Source organism: Duganella violaceipulchra, from assembly GCF_019166075.1.
In the GTDB taxonomy this organism is placed as follows: domain Bacteria; phylum Pseudomonadota; class Gammaproteobacteria; order Burkholderiales; family Burkholderiaceae_D; genus Rugamonas; species Rugamonas violaceipulchra.
On record NZ_JAHTGR010000003.1, the window covers coordinates 410,687 to 433,635 of the forward strand.

18 protein-coding genes are annotated in these 22,949 nt (G+C 62.6%); 13 read left to right on the forward strand and 5 right to left on the reverse strand.

What is annotated here, in order from left to right; all coding sequences use genetic code 11:
• Positions 1–59: 59 nt before the first annotated feature.
• Together KVP70_RS07825 and KVP70_RS07830 are read right to left on the reverse strand one after the other, a co-directional pair.
• Entirely contained in the window at positions 60–1,244 is a 1,185-nt protein-coding gene (locus KVP70_RS07825; RefSeq protein ID WP_116991384.1) for an isovaleryl-CoA dehydrogenase, read from the reverse strand.
• A 112-nt stretch (positions 1,245–1,356) separates the two neighbouring features.
• Complete coding sequence (locus KVP70_RS07830; RefSeq protein WP_117012222.1) at positions 1,357–1,761, reverse strand: MerR family transcriptional regulator; 405 nt, start codon at positions 1,759–1,761, stop codon at positions 1,357–1,359.
• 87 nt (positions 1,762–1,848) lie between these two features.
• On the opposite strand from KVP70_RS07830, the gene KVP70_RS07835 reads away from it, so the two are divergent.
• The 3 genes from KVP70_RS07835 (at position 1,849) to KVP70_RS07845 (ending at position 3,959) form a co-directional block, all read left to right on the forward strand.
• Complete coding sequence (locus KVP70_RS07835) at positions 1,849–2,889, forward strand: MBL fold metallo-hydrolase (RefSeq protein WP_217941567.1); 1,041 nt, start codon at positions 1,849–1,851, stop codon at positions 2,887–2,889.
• Between the two features lie 243 nt (positions 2,890–3,132).
• Complete coding sequence (locus KVP70_RS07840; RefSeq protein WP_026334739.1) at positions 3,133–3,540, forward strand: hypothetical protein; 408 nt, start codon at positions 3,133–3,135, stop codon at positions 3,538–3,540.
• Between the two features lie 248 nt (positions 3,541–3,788).
• On the forward strand, positions 3,789–3,959 hold the full coding sequence (locus tag KVP70_RS07845) for a hypothetical protein (protein ID WP_020703835.1): 171 nt from the start codon (positions 3,789–3,791) through the stop codon (positions 3,957–3,959).
• 30 nt (positions 3,960–3,989) lie between these two features.
• Here KVP70_RS07845 and KVP70_RS07850 read toward each other — a convergent pair whose 3' ends face one another.
• Positions 3,990–4,601 carry a UbiX family flavin prenyltransferase gene (locus KVP70_RS07850; RefSeq protein WP_217941568.1) on the reverse strand — a complete coding sequence of 204 codons (612 nt, stop codon included), beginning with the start codon at positions 4,599–4,601 and terminating at the stop codon, positions 3,990–3,992.
• On the reverse strand, positions 4,594–4,905 hold the full coding sequence (gene grxD, locus KVP70_RS07855; protein ID WP_020703833.1) for a Grx4 family monothiol glutaredoxin: 312 nt from the start codon (positions 4,903–4,905) through the stop codon (positions 4,594–4,596). The genes KVP70_RS07850 and grxD overlap by 8 nt, the downstream gene beginning before the upstream one ends.
• Before the next feature lie 149 nt (positions 4,906–5,054).
• Between grxD and KVP70_RS07860 the strand changes: the two genes are divergently transcribed.
• From KVP70_RS07860 to KVP70_RS07870, 3 genes are read left to right on the forward strand one after another with little or no spacing between them, the layout of a single operon-like run.
• Positions 5,055–5,378, forward strand: coding sequence for a PadR family transcriptional regulator (locus KVP70_RS07860; RefSeq protein WP_217941569.1), 324 nt, complete (start codon positions 5,055–5,057; stop codon positions 5,376–5,378).
• A 9-nt stretch (positions 5,379–5,387) separates the two neighbouring features.
• Positions 5,388–5,903 carry a DUF2812 domain-containing protein gene (locus KVP70_RS07865; RefSeq protein WP_217941570.1) on the forward strand — a complete coding sequence of 172 codons (516 nt, stop codon included), beginning with the start codon at positions 5,388–5,390 and terminating at the stop codon, positions 5,901–5,903.
• 8 nt (positions 5,904–5,911) lie between these two features.
• Positions 5,912–6,463: a DUF2812 domain-containing protein gene (locus tag KVP70_RS07870; RefSeq protein WP_217941571.1), complete on the forward strand. Its 552-nt coding sequence runs from the start codon at positions 5,912–5,914 to the stop codon at positions 6,461–6,463.
• Here KVP70_RS07870 and KVP70_RS07875 read toward each other — a convergent pair.
• On the reverse strand, positions 6,460–8,808 hold the full coding sequence (locus tag KVP70_RS07875; protein WP_217941572.1) for a Tex family protein: 2,349 nt from the start codon (positions 8,806–8,808) through the stop codon (positions 6,460–6,462). The genes KVP70_RS07870 and KVP70_RS07875 overlap by 4 nt on opposite strands.
• 237 nt (positions 8,809–9,045) lie before the next feature.
• On the opposite strand from KVP70_RS07875, the gene KVP70_RS07880 reads away from it, so the two are divergent.
• The 7 genes from KVP70_RS07880 (at position 9,046) to KVP70_RS07910 (ending at position 22,945) form a co-directional block, all read left to right on the forward strand.
• The gene (locus KVP70_RS07880; protein WP_217941573.1) at positions 9,046–12,195 is read left to right on the forward strand and encodes a DEAD/DEAH box helicase; all 3,150 of its coding nucleotides are present in this window, start codon (positions 9,046–9,048) and stop codon (positions 12,193–12,195) included.
• Complete coding sequence (locus tag KVP70_RS07885) at positions 12,196–13,329, forward strand: PAS domain-containing sensor histidine kinase (protein ID WP_217941574.1); 1,134 nt, start codon at positions 12,196–12,198, stop codon at positions 13,327–13,329. It begins immediately after the preceding gene.
• Between the two features lie 55 nt (positions 13,330–13,384).
• Positions 13,385–14,065: a response regulator transcription factor gene (locus tag KVP70_RS07890; RefSeq protein ID WP_020703829.1), complete on the forward strand. Its 681-nt coding sequence runs from the start codon at positions 13,385–13,387 to the stop codon at positions 14,063–14,065.
• A gap of 104 nt (positions 14,066–14,169) precedes the next feature.
• Positions 14,170–15,765: a methyl-accepting chemotaxis protein gene (locus tag KVP70_RS07895; protein WP_217941575.1), complete on the forward strand. Its 1,596-nt coding sequence runs from the start codon at positions 14,170–14,172 to the stop codon at positions 15,763–15,765.
• Positions 15,766–15,822: 57 nt separating this feature from the next.
• Positions 15,823–16,524, forward strand: coding sequence for an REP-associated tyrosine transposase (locus KVP70_RS07900; protein WP_217941576.1), 702 nt, complete (start codon positions 15,823–15,825; stop codon positions 16,522–16,524).
• A 194-nt stretch (positions 16,525–16,718) separates the two neighbouring features.
• A complete protein-coding gene (locus KVP70_RS07905; RefSeq protein ID WP_217941577.1) occupies positions 16,719–21,446 on the forward strand; it encodes a glutamate synthase-related protein in 4,728 nt (1,575 codons plus the stop codon).
• A gap of 35 nt (positions 21,447–21,481) precedes the next feature.
• Complete coding sequence (locus KVP70_RS07910) at positions 21,482–22,945, forward strand: glutamate synthase subunit beta (RefSeq protein WP_217941578.1); 1,464 nt, start codon at positions 21,482–21,484, stop codon at positions 22,943–22,945.
• The last annotated feature ends 4 nt before the right edge of the window (positions 22,946–22,949 follow it).

Sequence of the window (22,949 nt, forward strand, 5' to 3'; positions counted from 1 at the left end):
CCCTGGTGTGCGTTAGCGGAGGTTCATACTGCCGCCGGTCCAGCCAACGCACACAATGCTTACTTGGTTTCCGCGAACAGTTCGCGGCCGATCAGCATGCGGCGGATTTCGCTGGTGCCGGCGCCAATTTCATACAATTTGGCGTCGCGCCACAGGCGGCCGACCGGATACTCGTTGATGTAGCCGTTGCCGCCCAGCGTCTGGATCGCCTCGCCGGCCATCCAGGTCGCTTTTTCTGCGCTATACAAAATGGCTCCCGCTGCATCCTTGCGCAACTGGCGGACCGCTTCCGGGGTTTTGGCCCGGTCGCAGGCCTGACCGACGGCGTACACATATGCCTTGCACGCCATCATGGTCGAGTACATATCCGCAATCTTACCCTGCATCAGCTGGAATTCGCCGATCGGCTGGCCGAATTGCTTGCGGTCGTGGATGTATGGCACCACCGCGTCCATGCAAGCCTGCATGATGCCCAGCGGGCCGCCGGACAGTACGGTGCGCTCGAAGTCCAGGCCGGACATCAGCACGTTGACGCCCTTGCCCAGGCCGCCCAGCACGTTCTCGGCCGGCACTTCGCAGTTGTCGAACACCAGCTCGCCGGTGTGCGAGCCGCGCATGCCCAGCTTGTCGAGCTTCTGGGCCACGGAGAAGCCCTTGAAGTCTTTCTCGATCAGGAAGGCGGTCATGCCTTTCGGGCCCGCTTCCAGGTCGCTCTTGGCGTAGACCACCAGCACGTCGGCGTCGGGGCCGTTGGTGATCCACATCTTGGTGCCGTTGAGCACCCAGCGGTCGCCCTTGAAGTCGGCGCGCAGCTTCATGCTGACCACGTCGGAACCGGCGTTCGGCTCGGACATGGCCAGTGCGCCGACGTGTTCGCCGGAGATCAGCTTGGGCAGGTATTTTTGTTTTTGCTCTTCGGTGCCGTTGCGCTTGATCTGGTTGACGCACAGATTCGAGTGGGCGCCGTAGGACAGGCCGACCGAGGCCGAGGCGCGCGAGATTTCCTCCATCGCGACGATGTGGGCCAGGTAGCCCATGTTGGCGCCGCCGTATTCCTCGCCGACGGTGATGCCGAGCACGCCCAGATCGCCCATCTTGCGCCACAGGTCCATCGGGAACTGGTCGCTGCGGTCGATTTCAGCGGCGCGCGGCGCGATTTCGGCGGCGGCGAACTGTTGCACGGCTTCGCGCAGGGCGGCGATGTCTTCGCCGTGGTCAAAGGTCAGGCCTGGGAGATGGAGCATGTCGTCCTCATTCTTGTGTTTTGATGGAAGCGTCAATCATACGCCGGTGTGACGTTAACGTAAACGTAAAGCAGCGGTGACGGTGGGCCGTCACGCAATATTGCTATTTGTATTAGATTGTGGCCGGCCGGGGTTCGCCGATCGCGGCCAGCAGGCGCTTGCATTCGTCCTCGTGGGCGGTGATTTCGGCCAGCGACATTTCGATGTCCTCGCGCTGCTGTTCCAGCGTTTCGCGGTGCTGCGCCAGCACGCCCAGGAAGCGGTTCATCTGGGCGCTGGTATCCTTGGGCGATTCGTACATGTCGACCAGGCTCTTGATCTCCGACAGCGACAGCCCCAGGCGCTTGCCGCGCAGGGTCAGCTTGAGGCGGGTGCGGTCGCGCGGTGTGTAGACGCGGTTGCGGCCGCCCGCGCCTTCGCGGGACGGGCTCAGCAAGCCCTGGTCTTCGTAAAAGCGGATGGCGCGCGCCGTGATGTCGAATTCACGGGCCAGTTCGGTAATGGTATAGGTGGGCATCTCTGGGTTTGCGGTAAAGTCGTACAATTTCCGTTTACGTCAACGTCAAGCACATTGTAGCGCGCCTGACTTCCCGAAAGAAGAAAAATGAACCCGCTCGAATTGCAACTGGACTACCCGCTGGGCGACACCATCCCGGCCACCGGCGCCGTGCACGAAATCGTCGCCGGCCTGCGCTGGCTGCGCATGCCGCTGCCGTTTGCGCTGGATCATATCAACCTGTGGCTGTTGCGCGATGGCGACGGCTGGAGCGTGGTCGACAGCGGCGTGGCCGGCGACGCCACCCGCGCCGCCTGGGAAACCATCTTCGAAAACGGCCTGGATGGCTTGCCGGTCCGGCGCGTGTTCGCCACCCACTGCCATCCCGACCACATCGGCCTGGCCGACTGGCTGTGCCGCCGCTGGGACGTGCCGCTGTGGACCACCACTGGCGAATACGCCTTCGCGCGCATGATGTCGGCCGCGCTGCCGGGCGTGGATGGTTCGGCGGCGCTGCCGCATTTCCAGCGCCACGGCCTGCGCGAGCCGGACATGCTGGAAAAAATGGCTAGCCGGAAAAACTACTACCCGACGCTGGTACCGTCGGTGCCGGCCGCCTACACCCGCATCCAGGATGGACAGTTGGTTGCGATTGGCGACCATCGCTGGCGGGTGATCACCGGCTTCGGCCATGCCCCCGAGCATGCTTCGCTGTATTGCGCATCACTCAACATGCTGATCGCCGGCGACATGGTGCTGCCGCGCATCTCCACCAATGTGTCGGTTTTCGCGGTGGAACCGGAGGCCAACTCGCTGACGCTGTATCTTGACTCATTGAGCAAGTTTGTTGACTTGCCGAACGATGTATTGGTGCTGCCCTCGCACGGCAAACCATTCCGCGGGCTGCATACCCGCATCGCCCAGTTGCGCCAGCACCACGCCGAGCGGCTGGCCGAGGTGGTCGACGCCTGCCGCGATTGGCAGTCGGCGGCCGACATCGTGCCGATGATGTTCAAACGGCCGCTAGACGCCCACCAGCTTAGCTTTGCGCTGGGCGAAGCGCTGGCGCATCTGCACAAATTGTGGCACGACGGTATCGTGCGCCGTGAAACAGGAGCGGACGGCATCATACGTTTCCGCGTCGCGTAGCGTTGAAAGTGTGGCCGTAAACTAGTAGTGGTGTTATTGTAATAACTTCACTATTTCCACTGAAAACGGCTCCGAGCCTTCGGCCCGTTTGGCAGCGGTAAACCGAATAAAGTTCGGTGCAGGTTCTTGCCTGTACTTGCACTTACAGAGGATAAAGTGTTAATTATAAAATCCCATCACGTCACAGTCAGATCTTAAAAACAAGAGACTGACTTTCATGACGCAACGTGAAATAGTGCAATTATGAATTCTTCTAATGAACGCGAAAGCTTTAGCCAGCGCTTGCAACAGGCTCTCAAAAACGCCCACTACTCCCCCGACAGCCCAACTCGTTTGGCGCGGGAATTCAATATACGCTTCGATGGCCGTCCCATCACCGTCCACGCCGCCCGCAAATGGTTGGTAGGCGAGGCGATTCCGACCCAGGAAAAGCTGCGCATGATCGCCCAGTGGCTGGGCGTGCCGGCCGAATGGCTGCGCTTTGGCGGCGCCGAAGCGGACGCGCCGACTGGCGAAGGCGGCAACGGCCTGTCGCGTTTCGAGTCGGCCGACGTCAAGCTGATCGCGGATTTGCAACGCCTGGACGAACATCACCGCCAGATTGCACGCGAATTTATACGCATGCTGGTGCGGGTTAATTACCAAAAGTAGTCATTTTAAGTACTACTACGGAGTTATTTTGACCGTTTGTGACTGAGGTCCAAAGTGTTTCCGTGTGAAACTAGTTTCACGGTCTGGCCGGTTTTTGTTCGGATAGGGCGTCCCTCAGGGGGCGCCCTTTTTATTTTTTGGGGCTTTACGAATTGTCATAGTTTCGACACGGATTTGAGGCACAATAGGCAATCAGCCATCGCTGAGCCGCAGCATTTACTTCGGGAGCCAAGCTTTTGAGCCGTCTTATGAAAAGTAACTACAGCAACGTCGCGCAGTTAAAAGATTTGATGACCGTCCCCCCGATGACCGCCGCCCAGCACGCGGAAGTAATGCGCAAGCGCATTGCCCACCGCCGCATGGTCGAGGAAGCACGGGATCTGAAGAAAGCCAGCGGATCGCAGTTCGATAAACGCTAGGCTGGGGTAGCAGGCGCGGTAGAGCAGGTCTTAGCTGGACTCGCTGGTCGGCTTCATGCCGTTCCAGCGCGGGGCCATCGTGTGCTCGATGCCGAACAAATCAATGACCCGAGCGACCGTGTGGTCGACCATCTCCGCAATGCTTTGCGGATTGTGATAAAAGCTGGGCAGCGGCGGGAAGATGATCCCACCCATTTCCGTCACCGCCGTCATATTGCGCAAGTGCGCCAGGTTGAACGGCGTTTCCCTCACCATCAGCACCAGCCGGCGGCGCTCCTTGAGCACCACGTCGGCCGCGCGCGCGATCAGGTTGTCCGACAGGCCATGCGCCACCGACGCCAGCGTCTTCATCGAGCAAGGCGCGACGATCATCCCATCCGACTGGAAAGAACCGCTGGCGATCGAGGCGCCGACGTCGCGCACCTTGTGCACCACGTGGGCCAGCGCTTCGACCTCGCGCCGCGGCAGTCCGGTTTCCTGGTGCAGCGTGAGGACCGCGGCATCGGAGACGATCAGATGCGTCTCGATGCCGGGGGTATGTTGCAACTGTTGCAGCAGACGCACGCCATACACCGCGCCGGTGGCGCCGGTGATGGCGATGATGATCCGCCGGGCCACGAGAGGCCGCGGACGATCAGGCATCCAGCAGGGCCTTCAGTTCGCCGGACTCGAACATCTCGTTCATGATGTCCGAACCGCCGATGAACTCGCCTTTGACGTAGAGCTGCGGAATGGTAGGCCAGTTCGAGTAGTCCTTGATGCCTTGGCGGACTTCAGGATCTTCCAGCACGTTGACGGTGGCAATGTTCTCAACGCCGCAGGCTTTCAGGATCTGGATGGCGCGGCCGGAAAAGCCGCATTGCGGGAACTGGGCGGTGCCCTTCATGAACAGCACCACGGGGGTGGCGGTCACGGTTTCTTTGATCCAGGTTTGTACGTCGCTCATAGCTGCCTCGGTGAAAAGTAATATTAGATGCCGACATTTTATAAGAAATGCGGCCGCCGCGTGGTTGACAAGACGAAAATCATTGGTAGTATAGCGTACATCGATATATCGACTCTCGATATAGCGATACACGATACAGAAGGAACGCGATGGGCGATATCCATTACTCGAAGTATCTGCCGTTGTCCGAGGCCACGTTTTACGTGATGTTGGCGCTGAATGAGCCGCTGCACGGCTACGCCATCATGCAGAAGGTGGAAACGATGAGTGGCGGCAGCGTCACGCTGGGGCCGGGCACCTTGTACGGCGTGTTCGGCACGCTGGAAAAGCAGGCCTTGATCGTCAAGGTGGCGGAAGAAGAGCGGCGCAAGGTGTATGCGCTGACGGAGTTGGGCCGGAAGGTGCTGGCTGAGCAGGTGCGGCGGCTGGAAATCATGGTGAGCAACGCCCGTGCGTTGCTGAACGCGTCTTAAGGAGACCGTATGGACCTGGTGAAAAAGTACAAACTGTGGTTTGCCTGGCAGGACGAGCAATGCGAGGCATGGTTGCAGCGCATGGCGGCGCAGGGCATGCACCTTCGCAGCGTGAACTCGTTCGGTATCCATACCTTCGAGCTGGGCGAGCCTGCGGACGTCGCTTACCGGCTGGAGGTGGGCGGCGACAGTTTCGATCCGGCCTATCAGCGCCTGTTGCAAGATGCGGGCTGGGAATACGTGACGATACTGACCGGCGGCTGGCATTGCTGGCGCCACCCCATCAAGGCTGGCCAACCGGCGCCGGAGCTGTTCACCGACCACGCGGACAAGCGCCGTAAATACTGGCGCATGCTGGCACCGTTCGCGCTGATGGTGGCATTTCAACTCTACAACGCGCGCAGTTGGCAACGGTGGGGAAGCTCAACCAGTTGGACCGCGCTGGAAACGCTGAGCATCTGCATCTTTCTGCTCTGCGCCTACAGCACGGTCAAACTGGGTCAGCGTATTGCAGCTCTGAGATAGGAGGTTGTGTGGAAAACGGTACCGTAGTGCGGAAGTACAAATTTTGGTGGGCTTGGAAGGATGACAAGCACGAGCAATGGCTGCAGAGCATGGCGTCCCAGGGCATGCATCTGCGCGACGCCAACGTCATCGGCATGCACAGCTTCGTGCGCGGCGCGCCGGCGGACGTGGCGTATCGCTGGGACATGGGCACTCAACGGCGCGATCCGCATTACAGGCAGTTGTTTCAAGATGCGGGCTGGGAGCATGTGACATCCATTGGGGTCTGGCATTGCTGGCGTAAAACCTGCAAGGCCGGCGTGGCGCCGGAAATCTATACCGATAACACCGGCCGGATACGCAGGTACCGGAAGGTGCTCATCGTGATGTGCCTGGGCGCCTTGGCGCAGCTGCCGCCGATCCTGATCAGCAGCGGTCATTGGCCCGAATTGCTGGGGGGGCCGGCCCACCTGACCGGCATCCCCGCCGCGACGCGATGGCTGAATGTCGCGTTGTTGCTGCTACTGCTGTATGGCGTTGCCAGATTAGGCAAGCGCATCCGCGACTTGAAGCAGGCTTAACCCCGCAGCTTGGCAAAGGCGGCCGCCATGCTGCCGCCGACCGGCTCGGACTTGGCGGCCTGCTTCTGGTGCTGGCCCATGCTCTTGCGGTCGTTGCGATCGCCGCGCTGCTGCGGCTGCGAACCGGCCTGCGGCGCGCTGTCGCTCAGGCGCATGGTCAGGGCGATCCGCTTGCGCTTCTCGTCCACTTCCAGCACCTTGACCTTGACCACCTGGCCGGCCTTGACCACCGTGTGCGGGTCCTTGACGAAGGTGTTCGACAGGGCCGAGATGTGCACCAGGCCGTCCTGGTGCACGCCGATGTCGACGAAGGCGCCGAACGCGGCCACGTTGGTGACCACGCCTTCCAGGATCATGTCCGGACGCAGGTCGCGGATTTCTTCCACGCCGTCCTTGAAGGTGGCGGTGGTGAACTCGGGACGCGGATCGCGGCCCGGCTTCTCCAGCTCCTTCAGGATGTCGGAGATGGTCGGCACGCCGAACTTGTCGTCGGCGTACTTGGCCGGATTGAGCGTCTTGATCAACGCGGTCTCGCCGATGACGGCCTTGATGTCCTTCTTGATGTCGCCCAGGATTTTTTCCACCAGCGGATACGATTCCGGGTGCACCGCCGAGGCGTCCAGCGGGTTCTCGCCGCCCATCACGCGCAGGAAGCCGGCCGCCTGTTCAAAGGTCTTGTCACCCAGGCGCGGCACCGCTTTCAACCCTGCGCGCGAGGTGAACGCGCCCTTGATGTCGCGGTAGGACACGATCGCCTGCGCCACCGAGGCCGACAGGCCCGACACCCGCGCCAGCAGCGGCGCCGAGGCGGTGTTCACATCGACGCCGACCGCGTTCACGCAGTCCTCGACCACCGCGTCCAGCGAGCGGGCCAGCTGGGTCTGCGAGACGTCGTGCTGGTACTGGCCGACGCCGATCGATTTCGGATCGATCTTGACCAGCTCGGCCAGCGGATCTTGCAGGCGGCGGGCGATCGACACCGCGCCGCGCAGCGACACGTCCATGTCCGGCAGCTCGCGCGAGGCGAACTCCGACGCCGAGTACACCGACGCGCCCGCTTCCGAGACGACGATCTTGGTCATTTTCTGTTCAGGGAATTGCTTGATCAAGTCCTGCGCCAGCTTGTCGGTCTCGCGCGAGGCGGTGCCGTTGCCGATCGAAATCAAGGACACATTGTGCTTGGCGGCCAGCTTGCCCAGGGTGTGCAGCGAGCCGTCCCAGTCGTTCTTCGGCTGGTGCGGGTAGATCACGGCGGTATCGACCACCTTGCCGGTGGCGTCCACCACCGCCACCTTGACGCCGGTGCGCAGGCCGGGGTCCAGGCCCATGGTGGCGCGCTGGCCGGCCGGCGCCGCCAGCAGCAGCGCCTTCAGGTTGGTGGCGAAGACGTTGATCGCGTCCAGCTCGGAACGCTCGCGCAGCGCGCCCATCAGCTCGGTTTCCAGGTGCATGAAGCTCTTCACGCGCCAGGTCCAGCGGGCGGTGTCGCCCAGCCATTTGTCGGCCGGACGGCCCTGGTTCTTGATGCCGAAACGGGCGGCGATGCGGCCTTCGCACGGATTGTGCGGCGCGTCCCACTTCGGTTTTTCGGCCTCGGTGTCCAGCCGCAGCGTGACATCGAGGATGCCTTCGCGGCGGCCGCGCAACAGCGCCAGCGCGCGGTGCGACGGCACGGTGCCTATGGTTTCGGAATAATCAAAGTAATCGGCGAATTTTTCGCCCTCGTCTTGCTTACCTTCAATAACCTTGGATTCAACAATGCCATGATCCAATACGTATTCGCGCAAGGATTGCAGCAACGTTGCATCTTCGGCAAATCGTTCCATCAGGATCTGGCGGGCGCCGTCCAGCGCGGCCTTGATGTCGACCACGCCGGGATTGTTGCCCTCGGCGGTGGTGAAGGCGTCGCGCAGGTATTTGTTGGCCTCCATCTCCGGGTTCAGTTCCGGGTTGTCCAGCAGGCCGTCGGCCAGCGGCGCCAGGCCCGCTTCGATGGCGATCTGCGCCTTGGTGCGGCGTTTTTGCTTGTAAGGCAGGTATAAGTCTTCCAGACGGGTCTTGTCTTCTGCGTGCATGACAGCATCTAACAGTTCCGGCGTCATCTTATTCTGCTCGGTGATCGATGCCACAATCGCGGCGCGGCGGCCTTCCAGCTCGCGCAGGTAGCGCAGGCGTTCCTCGAGCAGGCGCAGTTGAATGTCGTCCAGGCCGCCGGTGGCTTCTTTCCGGTAGCGGGCGATGAAGGGCACCGTGGCGCCTTCGTCCAGCAGGGCGATGGCGGCGGCAACCTGTATCGGTTTGCAAGTCAGTTCCAGGGCAAGACGTTGTTCGATTGAAGGCAACATGTGGGCGATTCCTAAGCAGTCAAGCCCGGAATCATACGCAATCGGCGCGAATGTGCCAGTCTTGACAGTCCAAAAGGACTGTGCACGGCTTTGTTACACAGCTGGAACGCACAGGTAACATGCAAGGAACACGTTTACATGTGGGTTTTGTAAAGAATCCGCAAACACGAACGCGTGTATGGCGGATAATATCGCCTGTTGCCGTTTTTGAACCATCTTTGACCAACAATGCGACCTATGGATTTTACCCGCGACGACGCCACCGACGATGTTCCCGCCAAGCCAGCTGCTCCGGCCGCCCCGACATCTCCTGCCCGCCTTGCGCCGCCCGCGAATCAATTGTCGTACGCCGTAGCCACCTGGCTGCAGCGTGTGGATGCGGCAGCGCATCCCAAAGCCAAACTGAACGCGCCGCCGGTCGATACCGATCCGAAGCAACAAACCCAATACAAGCTGATCTACGTGATGGCGCCCACCAGCGGCGGCCGCCATGTGGCGCTGTGCCTGTACAAGGCGCGCCTGCGCTCGAACGGCGACGTCGCCGCGGCCAGCCCGGTGAGCGAAGTGTTTTCACTGCTGTCGGCGCCGCCGAGCTTCCTCGCGGCCGGCGACGAGGACTTGATCCGTTTCTTCGTTGCCATGCGCAGCGGACAGAATTCCCAGACCGGCTCCGCCACCGAGCCGCGCGGCAAGATCGGCGCGGCCCTGCTGAACATGCTGGCCGAACAGGATAAGTTGCTTTGGGCAAACTCCTGGGCCGATGTCGGCAATGGCCTGGTCTACCCGCTCAAGGGCGGTGTGATGCGCGAAGCCAACCTGGCCTGGCGCGAAGAAGGCAAGGGCCTGCGCCTGGGCTGGCAGGTGCAGGCGGCGCCGAACGCCAAGCATGTCGGCGCCGACCAGGTCGACTACATGCTGCCGACCGATCCACCCTGGTATATCGACAATCTTTCCTGCGGCGTGCTGCAACTGAACCAGGGCGGCGCTGCTATCCCGCTGGCCGACTTGCAGGCGCTGGTGGCGCAAGCCCCGTTGCTGACCAATAACGACAAGATGCGCGTATCGCAGCTGCTGCTGGCCCACGGCCTGCAACAGCTGATGCCGCTGCCGCAGCCGCTGCCGCAGCGCGTGCGCGACGATGTCAAGCCACGTCCGGTGTTGACGCTGGACGCCGCCATGCTGGCCGACGGCTCGCTGCAACGCTGGCACGACTTCGCCGTGCTGTCCTTCGACTACGACGGCGAGCGCGTGTCGTTCGACCCGTCGCAGCGCGTGGTGCGCCAGAAGGGTGAAGTGACCGAAATCATCCAGCGCGACAGCGCCGCCGAAGAGCTGGCCCTGTCGCTGCTGACCGAACGCCACTTCCTGCCGCCCGCGACCTTGCCGCTGAGCAGCGTCAAAGGCGGCCTGTTGCTGCCAAACCAGGCCGAATGGCTGCGCTTTGCCCGCGACGGCATCGAGGCGCTGAAGCAGGCCGGCTGGAAGGTCGAAAAAACCGTCAAGTACCGCTATGACGTCAGCGACGTCGGCGACTGGTACGCCGACGTGGTGGAAGACCCGGCCGACGGCGGCCGCGCCTGGTTCGAACTGGAACTGGGCATCATGGTTGACCAGGACCGTGTGCCATTGCTGCCGGTGCTGGTGCAAATGATACGCAGCGCGCCGAACGACTTCAATCCGAAAACCATCGCCCTGCACAGCGACGAAGACCAGATGCTGGCCACCTTGCCGGACGGCAGCCGCGTCGCCCTGCCGTGGGGCCGCGTCAAGCCCATCCTGACCACGCTGGGCGAGCTGTATTTCAGCGACAAGATCAAGACCTCGCTGCGCATGGCCACGCTGGACGCCGCGCGCCTGGACGACCTGTCCCGCAACGTCGAGCTGAACTGGACCGGCGGCGCCGAGCTGCGCGAAATGGGCGCCCGCCTGAACCAGTTCGGCGCCGTCAAGCGCATCCCCACCCCGGCCAGCCTGCAGGCGACACTGCGCGACTACCAGTCCGACGGTTTGTCGTGGATGCAGTTCCTGCGCGAATACGGCTTCGCCGGCATCCTGGCCGACGATATGGGCCTGGGCAAGACCGTGCAGACGCTGGCGCACATCCTGGTGGAAAAGGAGGCCGGCCGCCTGACCGCGCCGGCGCTGGTGATCGCGCCGACCAGCCTGATGGGCAACTGGCAGGAAGAGGCGGCGCGCTTCGCCCCCGGCCTGCGCGTGCTGCTGTTGCAAGGCAAGGACCGCATGGGCCAGTTCGACCAGATCGCCGAAGCCGACCTGGTGCTGACCACCTACGCGCTGTTGCCGCGCGACGAGGAAAAACTGCGCGAGCATGATTTCCACCTGGTCATCCTGGACGAATCGCACTACATCAAGAACACCCGCAGCAAGGCCGCGCAAAGCGCCGGCCTGTTGCGCGCGCGCCACCGGCTGTGCCTGTCCGGCACGCCGCTGGAAAACCACCTGGGCGAGCTGTGGTCGCAATTCCACTTCTTGCTGCCGGGCCTGCTCGGCGACGAGAAGGGTTTCAACACCGTGTTCCGTCATCCGATCGAGCGCCAGGACGATCCGCTGCGGCGCGCGCTGCTGAACCGCCGCATCAAGCCTTTCCTGCTGCGCCGGACCAAGGACAACGTGGCCAAGGAATTGCCGCCGAAGACGGAGATGGTGCGCAAGGTCGAACTGACCGGCGCCCAGCGCGACCTGTACGAGACGGTGCGCCTGGCCATGGACCAGAAGGTGCGCGAGGAGATCGACCGCAAGGGCGTGGCGCGCAGCCAGATCGTCATCCTGGAGGCGCTGCTGAAACTGCGCCAGGTGTGCTGCGATCCGCGCCTGGTCAAGTCGCTGCCGTCGAAGAAGCAGACGGCCGGCTCGGCCAAGCTGATCGACCTGATGCAGATGGTCGAGGATTTGCTGGAAGAGAACCGCAAGATCCTGGTGTTCTCGCAGTTCACCAGCATGCTCGAGCTGATCGAGGAAGAACTGGAAGCGCGCGATATCCCGTATGCCTTGCTGACCGGCGAAACCAAGGACCGCAGCGCGCAAGTGGCGGCCTTCCAGCAGGGTGCGGTGCCGATTTTCCTGATCAGCCTGAAAGCGGGCGGCGTCGGCCTCAACCTGACGGCGGCCGACACCGTGATCCACTACGATCCGTGGTGGAACCCGGCGGCGGAAAACCAGGCCACCGACCGCGCCTGGCGCATCGGCCAGGACAAGCCGGTGTTCGTCTACAAGCTGATCGCCAAGGGCACGCTGGAGGAGAAAATCCAGGTGCTGCAGCAGAAAAAATCCGATCTGGCGCAATCCATCCTGGCCGAAGGCGAGTCGCAGAAAATGGCGCTCACCCAGGAGGACTTGCAGCAGATCTTCGCACCGCTGGCGGAATAAGTGGCGACCGTGGCCGAACTGCAAGCGGCGTTGCGCCAGTCGCAGGCCGAGGCCGAGCGCTATCGCCTGCTGCTCCAGCACAGCGGCGAGGTCAGCTGGATGGCCGACTGCGCCAGCCTGCAACTATCCTGGCTCAGTCCGGCCGCCGAGCGCCAGTTCGGCTACACGCTGGACTCGGCGCAGGCGCTGGCGGCCGGCCTGTTGCAGCAGCTGCCCGCCAGGCTGGAACGCCACGCCGGCGGCGACCCGAGCCGCGTGCGCCTGCTGCGTGAGACCGAATTGCCCCATGCCGACGGCCGCCTGCTGCCGGTGGAAATCGAATCGACCCTGATCCTCGACGGGCGCGGCGTCGCCGTCAGCGTGGTCGGCGTGGTGCGCGACCTGAGCGCGCGCCGCGAACTGGCCGCGCAGCAGAAAAAGTTCGCCTCCATGCTGTCGCACGAATTCCGCACGCCGCTGTCGACCATCGACGGCGCCGTGCAGCGCCTGGAAATGACCGGCGCCCACCACGACGAAGGCACGCGCAAGCGCTACCGCAAGATCCAGACTGCGGTCGACCGCATGCTGGCGATGCTGGATGAGTACCTGTCGCCGGAGCGCATGGCCAGCATCGGCCGCGAACGCCAACCGAACGAAATCTGTCCCGCCACGCTGCTGGAAGCGGTGGCCGAGCAGGCGCGCGGCCGTCGTCCGTGCGTGACCGTGCGGACCGAATCGCTGCCGCAGTGGATGCGTTGCGACCCCGCCGGTGTGCGTTTATGCCTGGAAATTTTGCTCGACAATGCAATTAAGTACACAACTGCCAATAGTCCGATAGAATTGATAGGCAAAATGGCAAGCGAGGGCGGCGTCGAGTTCCTGGTGCGCGATCACGGCGCCGGTCTGCCGGCGGCGGAATTGGCGCAGGTGTTCGACAAGTCCTTCCGCGGCAGCAACGCCGCCGGCATCGCCGGATCGGGGCTGGGCCTGTATATGGCGCGCGCCGTGGTGGATGTACACGGTGGAACGCTGACGGCAACAAATGTTTCTGAAAGCGGCACGGAATTTCGGATTTGGCTGCCCATAGCGGCCAGCGCCGGGAAAAGCCTTGCGCGGGCGGGTGGCAGCAGTGATAATTCCTTGAGCGCAAGCTGAAATAGCAAGGCGGGACTGAGCACTGTTGCTCAATAATCGATCGAATGGCGCATCAATGACGCAAATACTCATCGTGGAAGACAATCTGGACTATGCCGAAGAAATGGCAGAGTTTTTGACTGAGCTTGAACACGAAGTGCACATCACTAACAACGCCAGCGAAATGTGGTCGGCCCTCAGCCAGGGCAATGTCGGCGTGGTGGTGCTCGATCTGGGCCTGCCGGACGAAGACGGTTTCAATGTGATCCCCCGGATGCGCCAGCTGTATCCGCAAATCGGCCTGCTGGTGTTGACCGGCCGGGTCGCGTTCGACAACCGTATCCTCGGTCTGCGCCTGGGCGCCGACCACTACCTGACCAAGCCGATCAAATTCCCGGAACTGGCGGCCCACATCGAGGCGCTGGATCGCCGCGTCGGTCCGCAGGAAACCGTGCCGGTGCCGAGCAAGTGGACGCTCAAAGTCAGCGCCCGCCAGCTGGAACTGCAAGGCATGGCGATTACCCTGACTGAAAAAGAATGCAATTTCCTGCATCTGCTGACGATTAACACCCGTCCCGTGCCGCGCCAGGTCATCGTGGCCGGCATCGGCGGCGACGATCCGGACGCCGGCCGCCGGGTCGACATGTTGGTGTATCGTTTACGCAAAAAAGCCCGCACCGGCCTGGGCCAGGATCTGCCGCTGCGCAGCGCCTATGGCGAAGGCTACAGTCTGTCCGCCAGCTTTAACTTGTCTTGATCGCATTTCGATAGTAATTTTGTTGTGTGAGAATGTGAGAGTTTCCTAAGCGCAGCTTTGACGTAGCATGAATTTTCCACCTACAACTGTTGGGGAGAATTGTAATGCGCTACAGCGATTGGAAGATTGGGATACGTCTGGCCGGCGGCTTTGGCCTGGTGATGTTGTTGGTCGTCGGCATGGCCATGGCCGGCATGTGGCGATTGCAGGCGGTGGGCGACCTGACCGAACAGATGGTCGGCAGCGCCAGCGTCAAGGAACGCCTGACCGCCGAATGGCATAACCAGATCAGCATCAGCGGCGTCAGCGTACTGGCCTTTGCCCGCAATACCGAAACCGCCGAATCGCCGGCGCTCTCCGAAAAAGCCGCCGCCACCCGCGCGCGCGTCAACGCCATCCAGAAGCAACTCGAACCCCTGCTCGTCAGCGATGAGGAAAAAGCCTTGCTGGAGACGGTCGCCTCGGTGCGCAAGGGATATGCGGCCAGCCGCGACCTGTTATTCAAGCTCAAGAAGAGCGGCGACATCGCCGGCGCCCGCGCGCTGGCCGACAGCAAGCTGGATCAGCAATTCAATGCCTATCTGGACAGTGTGCAGAAAATCGGCGACTACGAGGCCGGCGTCGGCCGTGCGCTGGGGCAAGAGGTGCAGACGCAATACCATTCCGGCCAGCGCTTCCTGCTGGGGCTGACGGCCGGCGCGCTGGTGCTGGGCGCCTGGTTCGCCTACATCATCGGCGTCTCGATCACCGGCCCCATCCATAAGGCGGTGCGGGTGGCGCAGACCGTCGCTGCTGGCGACCTGAGCAGCAAGATCGATGTGCGCAGCAAGGACGAGACCGGCATGTTGCTGCAAGCGCTGAAGGACATGAACGCCAGCCTGGTCAATATCGTCGGCCAGGTCCGCAGCGGCACCGACACCATCGCCACCGCCTCCGGCCAGATCGCCAGCGGCAACCTCGATCTGTCGGCCCGCACCGAGCAGCAGGCCAGCTCGCTGCAACAGACCGCCTCGTCGATGGAAGAACTGACCGCCACCGTCAAGCAGAACGGCAACAACTCGCGCCAGGCGCATACCCTGGCGCTGTCGGCCTCGGAAGTGGCGGTCAAGGGCGGCAGCGTGGTCGACGAAGTGGTCGACACCATGAGCGAGATCAGCGCCTCCGCGCACAAGATCGTCGACATCATCGCGGTGATCGACGGCATCGCCTTCCAAACCAATATCCTGGCGCTGAACGCGGCGGTGGAGGCGGCCCGCGCCGGCGAGCAGGGCCGCGGCTTCGCGGTGGTGGCGACCGAGGTGCGCAACCTGGCCCAGCGCAGCGCCAGCGCGGCACAGGAAATCAAGGCCTTGATCGGCGATTCGGTCAACAAGGTGGAGAGCGGCGCGCGCCTGGTGGCCCAGGCCGGCAGCACGATGCGGGAAATCGTCGTCAACGTGCGGCGCGTGACCGATATCATCGGCGAAATCACCGCCGCCAGCGCCGAACAGACCAACGGCATCGAGCAGATCAACCGCGCCATCGCGCAGATGGACCAGGTGACGCAACAGAATGCCGCGCTGGTCGAGGAAGCGGCTGCCGCCTCCGCCGCCCTGCAGGACCAGAGCGGCGCGCTGGCCCGCGTAGTCAGTGTGTTCCAGCTTTCCGGCAATATGAGCAAAAAGAGGGACAGAGTCAGGCCGGTTTTGCTGGGCGCTTGAATAATCGGGGACAGAGTGGTGTAGAATGGCCGTATCCGATACATTTTGCTCACTTTTATGGCACGTCTACCCCGCTTGATCGTCCCCGGCCAGCCGCATCACGTTATCCAGACCGGTAATAACAACCAAACCATCTTCCAGGACACGGAAGATTATCAAACCCTCCTCGGCTGGCTGCGCACCGCCGCCAAGAACTACAAAGTGGCGGTGCACGCCTATGTGTTGATGCCGAATCACCTGCATTTGCTGGTCACGCCGGCCGATGCGGACGGCCTGGGCCAGATGATGCAGTGGATAGGCCGCTACTACGTGCCCTATTTCAACCAAAAATACGGCCGCAGCGGTACTTTGTGGAATGGACGCTACAAAACCTCGCTGATCGACGCAGAGCAATACTTCATGTCGTGCAGCCGATATATCGAGTTCAATCCGGTGCGCAACGGCATGGTGGGGCGGGCCGAGGATTATCCATGGTCCAGCTATCCGCACCACGCCGGGCTGCGCTCGGACGGCCTGATCGTCGACCATCCGAAGTTCTGGGAGCTGGGCAACACGCCGTTCCAGCGCGAGGCGGCCTATATCGCGCTGGCCGAGCCGGCGCTGAGCGAGGACGAGGTGGCCAGCATCGGCAAGGCGCTGCTCAAGGGCTGGCCTCTGGGCAGCGAGCAATTCAAGACGGCGCTACAGCACAAGGTCAAGCGCCAGGTATTGCCGGCCAAGCGCGGCAGACCGTTCAAAATCAAGCCGGAAGCGGCCTGAACAGCTATCTGAAACCGCGGGAATTGCCAGTTCCCGCGGTTTTTTTTAAACCGCCATTACTCTGTCCCTAATTAAAATTTTAAGCAACCAGTAGAAATTAAATGCGACTCCGACCCTAATTGTTATTGTTGAAGTTTACGCTGCATTGCACTACTCTAGCCTTTCGTTAGTCAAAATTGCAGTGGAGAGCCCCCATGAAAGCCCAAGGTCTGTACGATCCGTCCAATGAACACGATGCCTGTGGCGTCGGTTTCGTCGCCCACATCAAGGGCAACAAGAGCCACTCCATCGTGGAACAGGGTCTATTGATCCTGAAAAACCTCGATCACCGGGGCGCCGTCGGCGCCGATGCGCTGATGGGTGATGGCGCCGGCATCCTGATCCAGATTCCGGACCAGTACTACCGCGACGAGATGGCCAAGCAAGGCGTGGAACTGCCGCCGCCAGGCGAATACGGCGTCGGCATGGTGTTCCTGCCGAAGGAAAACGCCTCCCGCATCGCTTGCGAACAGGAAATCGAGCGCGCCGTGCGCCTCGAAGGCCAGGTCGTGCTGGGCTGGCGCAATGTGCCGGTCGATTGCGACATGCCGATGTCCCCTAGCGTGCGCGCCAAAGAGCCGGTGATACGCCAGATCTTCATCGGCCGCGGCGCCGACATCATGGTGACCGATGCGCTGGAACGCAAGCTGTACGTGATCCGCAAGTCGTCCGGCCACGCCATCCAGGCCTTGAAACTGATCCACGGCAAAGAATTCTTCGTGGCCTCGCTGTCGGCCCGTACCATCGTCTACAAGGGCCTGCTGCTGGCGGACCAGGTCGGCGTGTACTATAAAGACTTGCAAGATGCGCGCTGCATCTCCGCGCTGGCGCTGGTGCACCAGCGTTTCTCGACCAACACCTTCCCGGAATGGCCGCTGGCCCACCCGTACCGCCTGATCGCCCACAACGGCGAGATCAACACCGTCAAAGGCAACTTCAACTGGATGCGCGCCCGTGAAGGCGTGATGAAATCCGCCGTGCTGGGCGACGACCTGCAGAAACTGTTCCCGCTGATCTACGAAGGCCAGTCGGACACCGCCTGCTTCGACAACGCGCTGGAACTGCTGCTGATGGCAGGCTATCCGATCGCCCAGGCGATGATGATGATGATCCCGGAAGCCTGGGAAAATCACGGCACGATGGACGACAATCGCCGTGCGTTCTACGAATATCACGCAGCAATGATGGAGCCATGGGACGGCCCGGCCGCCATGGCCTTCACCGACGGCCGCTACATCGGCGGCACCCTGGACCGCAATGGTTTGCGTCCAGCCCGCTACATCGTCACCGACGACGACCTGGTGGTGATGGCCTCGGAATCGGGCGTGCTGCCGATTCCGGAATCGAAAATCATCCAGAAATGGCGTCTGCAACCAGGCAAGATGTTCCTGATCGACCTGGAAGCGGGCCGCATCATCGACGATAAAGAGCTGAAAGACACCTACGCCAACGCCAAGCCCTACAAGGCCTGGATCAACGCGGTGCGCATCAAGCTCAACGAGATCAAGCTCAGCGAAAGCCAGCTGGCGCACAACCGCGCCAAGGACGTCGCACCGGCCCAGGGCGAAAAAGCCACGCCGTCGCTGCTGGACCGCCAGCAAGCCTTCGGCTACACCCAGGAAGATTTGAAATTCCTGATGGCGCCGATGGCCGCCGCCGGCGAAGAAGCCACCGGCTCGATGGGCAACGACTCGCCGCTGGCCGTCATGTCCAACAAGCTCAAGCCGCTGTACAACTACTTCAAGCAGCTGTTCGCGCAGGTGACCAACCCGCCGATCGACCCGATCCGCGAAGCGATGGTGATGTCGCTGGTGTCCTTCATCGGCCCGAAACCGAATCTGCTCGACACCAACAACGTCAATCCGCCGATGCGCCTGGAAGTGTCGCAGCCTGTCCTGGGCTTCGACGACATGGCCCGCCTGCGCGGCATCAGCGCGCATACCGGTGGCAAGTTCAAGTCATATGAGCTCAACATCTGCTATCCGCTGGCATGGGGCAAGGACGGCGTGGAAGCCTGCCTGGCCTCGCTGTGCGCCGAGGCGGTCGATGCGGTCAAGTCCGGCCACAACATCCTGATCGTGTCGGACCGCTCGGTGAGTCCTGAGCGCGTGGCGATTCCCGCGCTGCTGGCGACGTCGACCGTGCACCAGCACCTGGTCAGCAAGGGCTTGCGCGCCTCCACCGGCCTGGTCGTCGAGACCGGTTCGGCCCGCGAAACCCACCACTTCGCGCTGCTGGCAGGCTACGGCGCCGAAGCGATCCACCCTTACCTGGCGATGGAAACGCTGGTCGAGATGGCGCTCGGCATGCCGGGCGACATGACCGGCGAAAAGGCGGTGTACAACTACACCAAGGCCGTCGGCAAGGGCCTGATGAAGGTCATGTCCAAGATGGGCATTTCGACCTATATGTCCTACTGCGGCGCGCAGATCTTCGAAGCGGTCGGCCTGAACAAGTCGCTGGTCGACAAGTATTTCAAGGGCACGGCCTCCAACGTGGAAGGCATCGGCGTGTTTGAAGTGGCGGAAGAAGCGCTGCGCCTGCACAACCTGGCCTTCGGCAACGATCCAGTGCTGGCCAACCACCTGGACGCCGGCGGCGAGTACGCCTACCGCGTGCGGGGCGAAGACCACCTGTGGACCCCGGATGCGATCGCCAAGTTGCAGCATTCGACCCGCAGCAACAACTTCTCCAGCTACAAAGAGTACGCCCAGATCATCAACGACCAGACCAAGCGCCACCTGACCTTGCGCGGCCTGTTCGAGTTCAAGCTCGATCCGAGCAAGGCGATCCCGCTGGACGAAGTCGAGCCGGCCAAGGAAATCGTCAAGCGCTTCGCGACCGGCGCGATGTCGATGGGTTCGATCTCGACCGAAGCCCACGCCACGCTGGCGGTGGCGATGAACCGCATCGGCGGCAAGTCCAACACCGGCGAAGGCGGCGAAGATCCATCGCGCTACACGATGGAACTGAAGGGGATCAAGATCAAGCAGGGCGAGACCATGGCGTCGGTCATGGGCAAGGAGCAGATGGTGGTCGACATTGCCTTGCAGGAGGGCGATTCGCTGCGCTCGCGCATCAAGCAGGTGGCGTCCGGCCGTTTCGGCGTGACCGCGGCCTACCTGAACTCGGCCGACCAGATCCAGATCAAGATGGCGCAGGGCGCCAAGCCGGGCGAAGGCGGCCAGCTGCCGGGCCATAAGGTTTCCGAATACATTGCAACGCTGCGCTTCTCGGTGCCGGGCGTGGGTCTGATCTCGCCGCCGCCGCACCACGATATCTACTCGATCGAAGATCTGGCCCAGCTGATCCACGACCTGAAGAACGCCAATCCGCGCGCTTCGATCTCGGTCAAGCTGGTGTCGGAAGTCGGCATCGGCACCGTGGCCGCCGGCGTGACCAAGGCCAAGGCCGATCACGTGGTGGTCGCCGGCCATGACGGCGGCACCGGCGCTTCGCCGCTGTCGTCGGTCAAGCACGCCGGTACGCCGTGGGAGCTGGGTCTGGCGGAAACGCAGCAGACGCTGGTGCTGAACGGCCTGCGCAGCCGTATTCGGGTGCAAGCGGATGGCCAGATGCGCACCGGCCGCGACGTCGTCATCGCCGCCATGCTGGGCGCCGACGAAATCGGCTTCGCCACCGCGCCGCTGGTGGTCGAGGGCTGCATCATGATGCGCAAATGCCACCTCAACACCTGCCCGGTCGGCGTCGCCACGCAGGACCCTGTGCTGCGCGCCAAGTTCTCCGGCAAGCCTGAGTACGTGGTCAACTACTTCTTCTTCGTCGCCGAGGAAGCCCGTCAGCTGATGGCGCAACTGGGCATCCGCACCTATGACGAGCTGATCGGCCGTGTCGACCTGCTGGACAAATCCAAGGCGATCACGCACTGGAAAGCCAAGGGCCTGGACTTCAGCAACATTTTCTACTCGCCGGAAGTGCCGAGCGGCGATTCGATCTACCACACGCAGGAACAGGACCACTGCCTGGACAAGGCGCTCGATCACAAGCTGATCGCGCAAGCCAAGGCCGCGCTGGAAAAAGGCGAACGCGTGTCGTTCATCTCGCCGGTACGCAACGTCAACCGCACCGTCGGCACCATGCTGTCGGGCGAAGTGGCCAAGCGCTACGGCCACGCCGGCCTGCCGGACGACACCATCCACATCCAGCTGCAAGGCACGGCGGGCCAGTCGGCCTGCGCTTTCCTGGCGCACGGCATCACGATCGACCTGGTCGGCGAAGGCAACGACTACGTCGGCAAGGGCTTGTCGGGCGGCCGCATCATCGTGCGTCCGAACACCGAGTTCCGCGGCTGGGCGGTGAACAACATCATCATCGGCAACACCGTGCTGTACGGCGCGATCGCCGGCGAAGCCTTCTTCAACGGCGTGGCCGGCGAGCGTTTCGCCGTGCGTAACTCGGGCGCCACCGCCATCGTCGAAGGCACCGGCGACCACGGTTGCGAATACATGACCGGCGGCACCGTGGTGGTGCTGGGCGCCACCGGCCGCAACTTCGCGGCGGGCATGTCGGGCGGCATCGCCTACGTGTACGACCCGGACGGCGATTTCGAAGCGCGCTGCAACACCTCGATGGTGACCTTGGAGCCGGTGCTGACCGCCAAGGAACAGGCAGCCCAGAGCGAAACCTGGCACGTGCAGCACAAGGACCACGGCCGCGAAGCGGATGAAGTGATCCTGAAGCGCCTGATCGAGCGCCACTTCAAGCACACCGGCAGCACCCGTGCCCGCCTGTTGCTGGACAACTGGGCCGAAGGCCGCGGCAAGTTCGTCAAGGTATTCCCGAGCGAATACAAGCGCGCCCTGATTGAAATGGCCGAGGACGTGGCGAACGAAGCCGCGTCCGCCCAGCCGATCGCAGCCTGATGCTGACCGTACAGAACAATATTTAAGGAATTATCGTGGGTAAAATCACCGGCTTCATGGAATTCAAGCGTCAGGACGAGAGCTATCTGCCGCCTGCTACGCGTTTGAAAAACTATTCCGAATTCGTCATCACCCTGAGCAATGAACAGGCCAAGGTGCAGGGCGCGCGCTGCATGGATTGCGGCATCCCGTTCTGCAACACCGGCTGCCCGGTCAACAACATCATCCCGGACTGGAATGACCTGGTGTATCGCGGCAACTACCGCGAGGCGCTGGACACGCTGCACTCGACCAACAACTTCCCGGAGTTCACCGGCCGCATCTGCCCTGCGCCGTGCGAGTCCGCCTGTACGCTGGGCATCAACAACGATCCGGTCGGCATCAAGTCGATCGAACACAAGATCATCGACGAAGGCTGGGAACACGGCTGGGTCGTGCCGCAGCCGGCCGAGCAGCAATCCGGCAAGAAGGTCGCCGTGGTCGGTTCCGGTCCTGCCGGCCTGGCGGCGGCGCAACAGTTGGCGCGCGCCGGCCATGCCGTCACCGTGTTCGAGAAGAGCGACCGCGTCGGCGGCCTGCTGCGCTACGGCATTCCAGACTTCAAGATGGAAAAGTCGCATATCGACCGCCGTATCAAGCAGATGGAGGCCGAAGGCGTGGTGTTCCGCACCAGCGTGCTGGTCGGCAAGGACTTCCCGGCCAACGTCAACAACTGGGCCAAGGAAACCATCTTCCCTGAAGATCTCGCCAAGGACTTCGACGCCGTCGTGCTGGCCGGCGGCGCCGAACAGCCGCGCGACCTGCCGGTGCCTGGCCGCGAGCTCAAGGGCGTGCATTTCGCCATGGACTTCCTGCCGCTGCAAAACAAGGTCAACGCCGGCGACAAGGTCAAGGACCAGCTGAAAGCCACCGGCAAGCACGTGGTGGTGATCGGCGGCGGCGATACCGGTTCCGACTGCGTCGGCACCTCGAACCGCCACGGCGCCGCCTCGGTGACCCAGTTCGAACTGATGCCCATGCCGCCTGAGCAAGAGAACAAGCCGCTGGTGTGGCCGTACTGGCCGACCAAGCTGCGCACCTCGTCGTCGCACGAGGAAGGCTGTGAGCGCGACTGGGCGGTGGCCACCAAGCGCCTGGAAGGCAAGAACGGCAAGGTCGAGAAGCTGGTCGCCTGCCGCGTCGAGTGGAAAGACGGCAAGATGGCTGAAGTGCCGAACTCGGAATTCGAAATGAAGGCCGACCTGGTGCTGCTGGCGATGGGCTTCGTATCGCCGGTCGCCAACGTGCTGGATGCCTTCGGTGTCGAGAAAGATGCACGCGGCAACGCCAAGGCCAGCACGGACGGCGAAGGCTGCTACAAGACTTCCGCCCCCAACGTGTTTGCCGCCGGCGATGTGCGCCGTGGCCAGTCGCTGGTGGTGTGGGCGATCCGCGAAGGCCGCCAGTGCGCGCGCGCGGTCGACGAGTTTTTGATGGGTACTTCGGAACTACCGCGCTAATCCC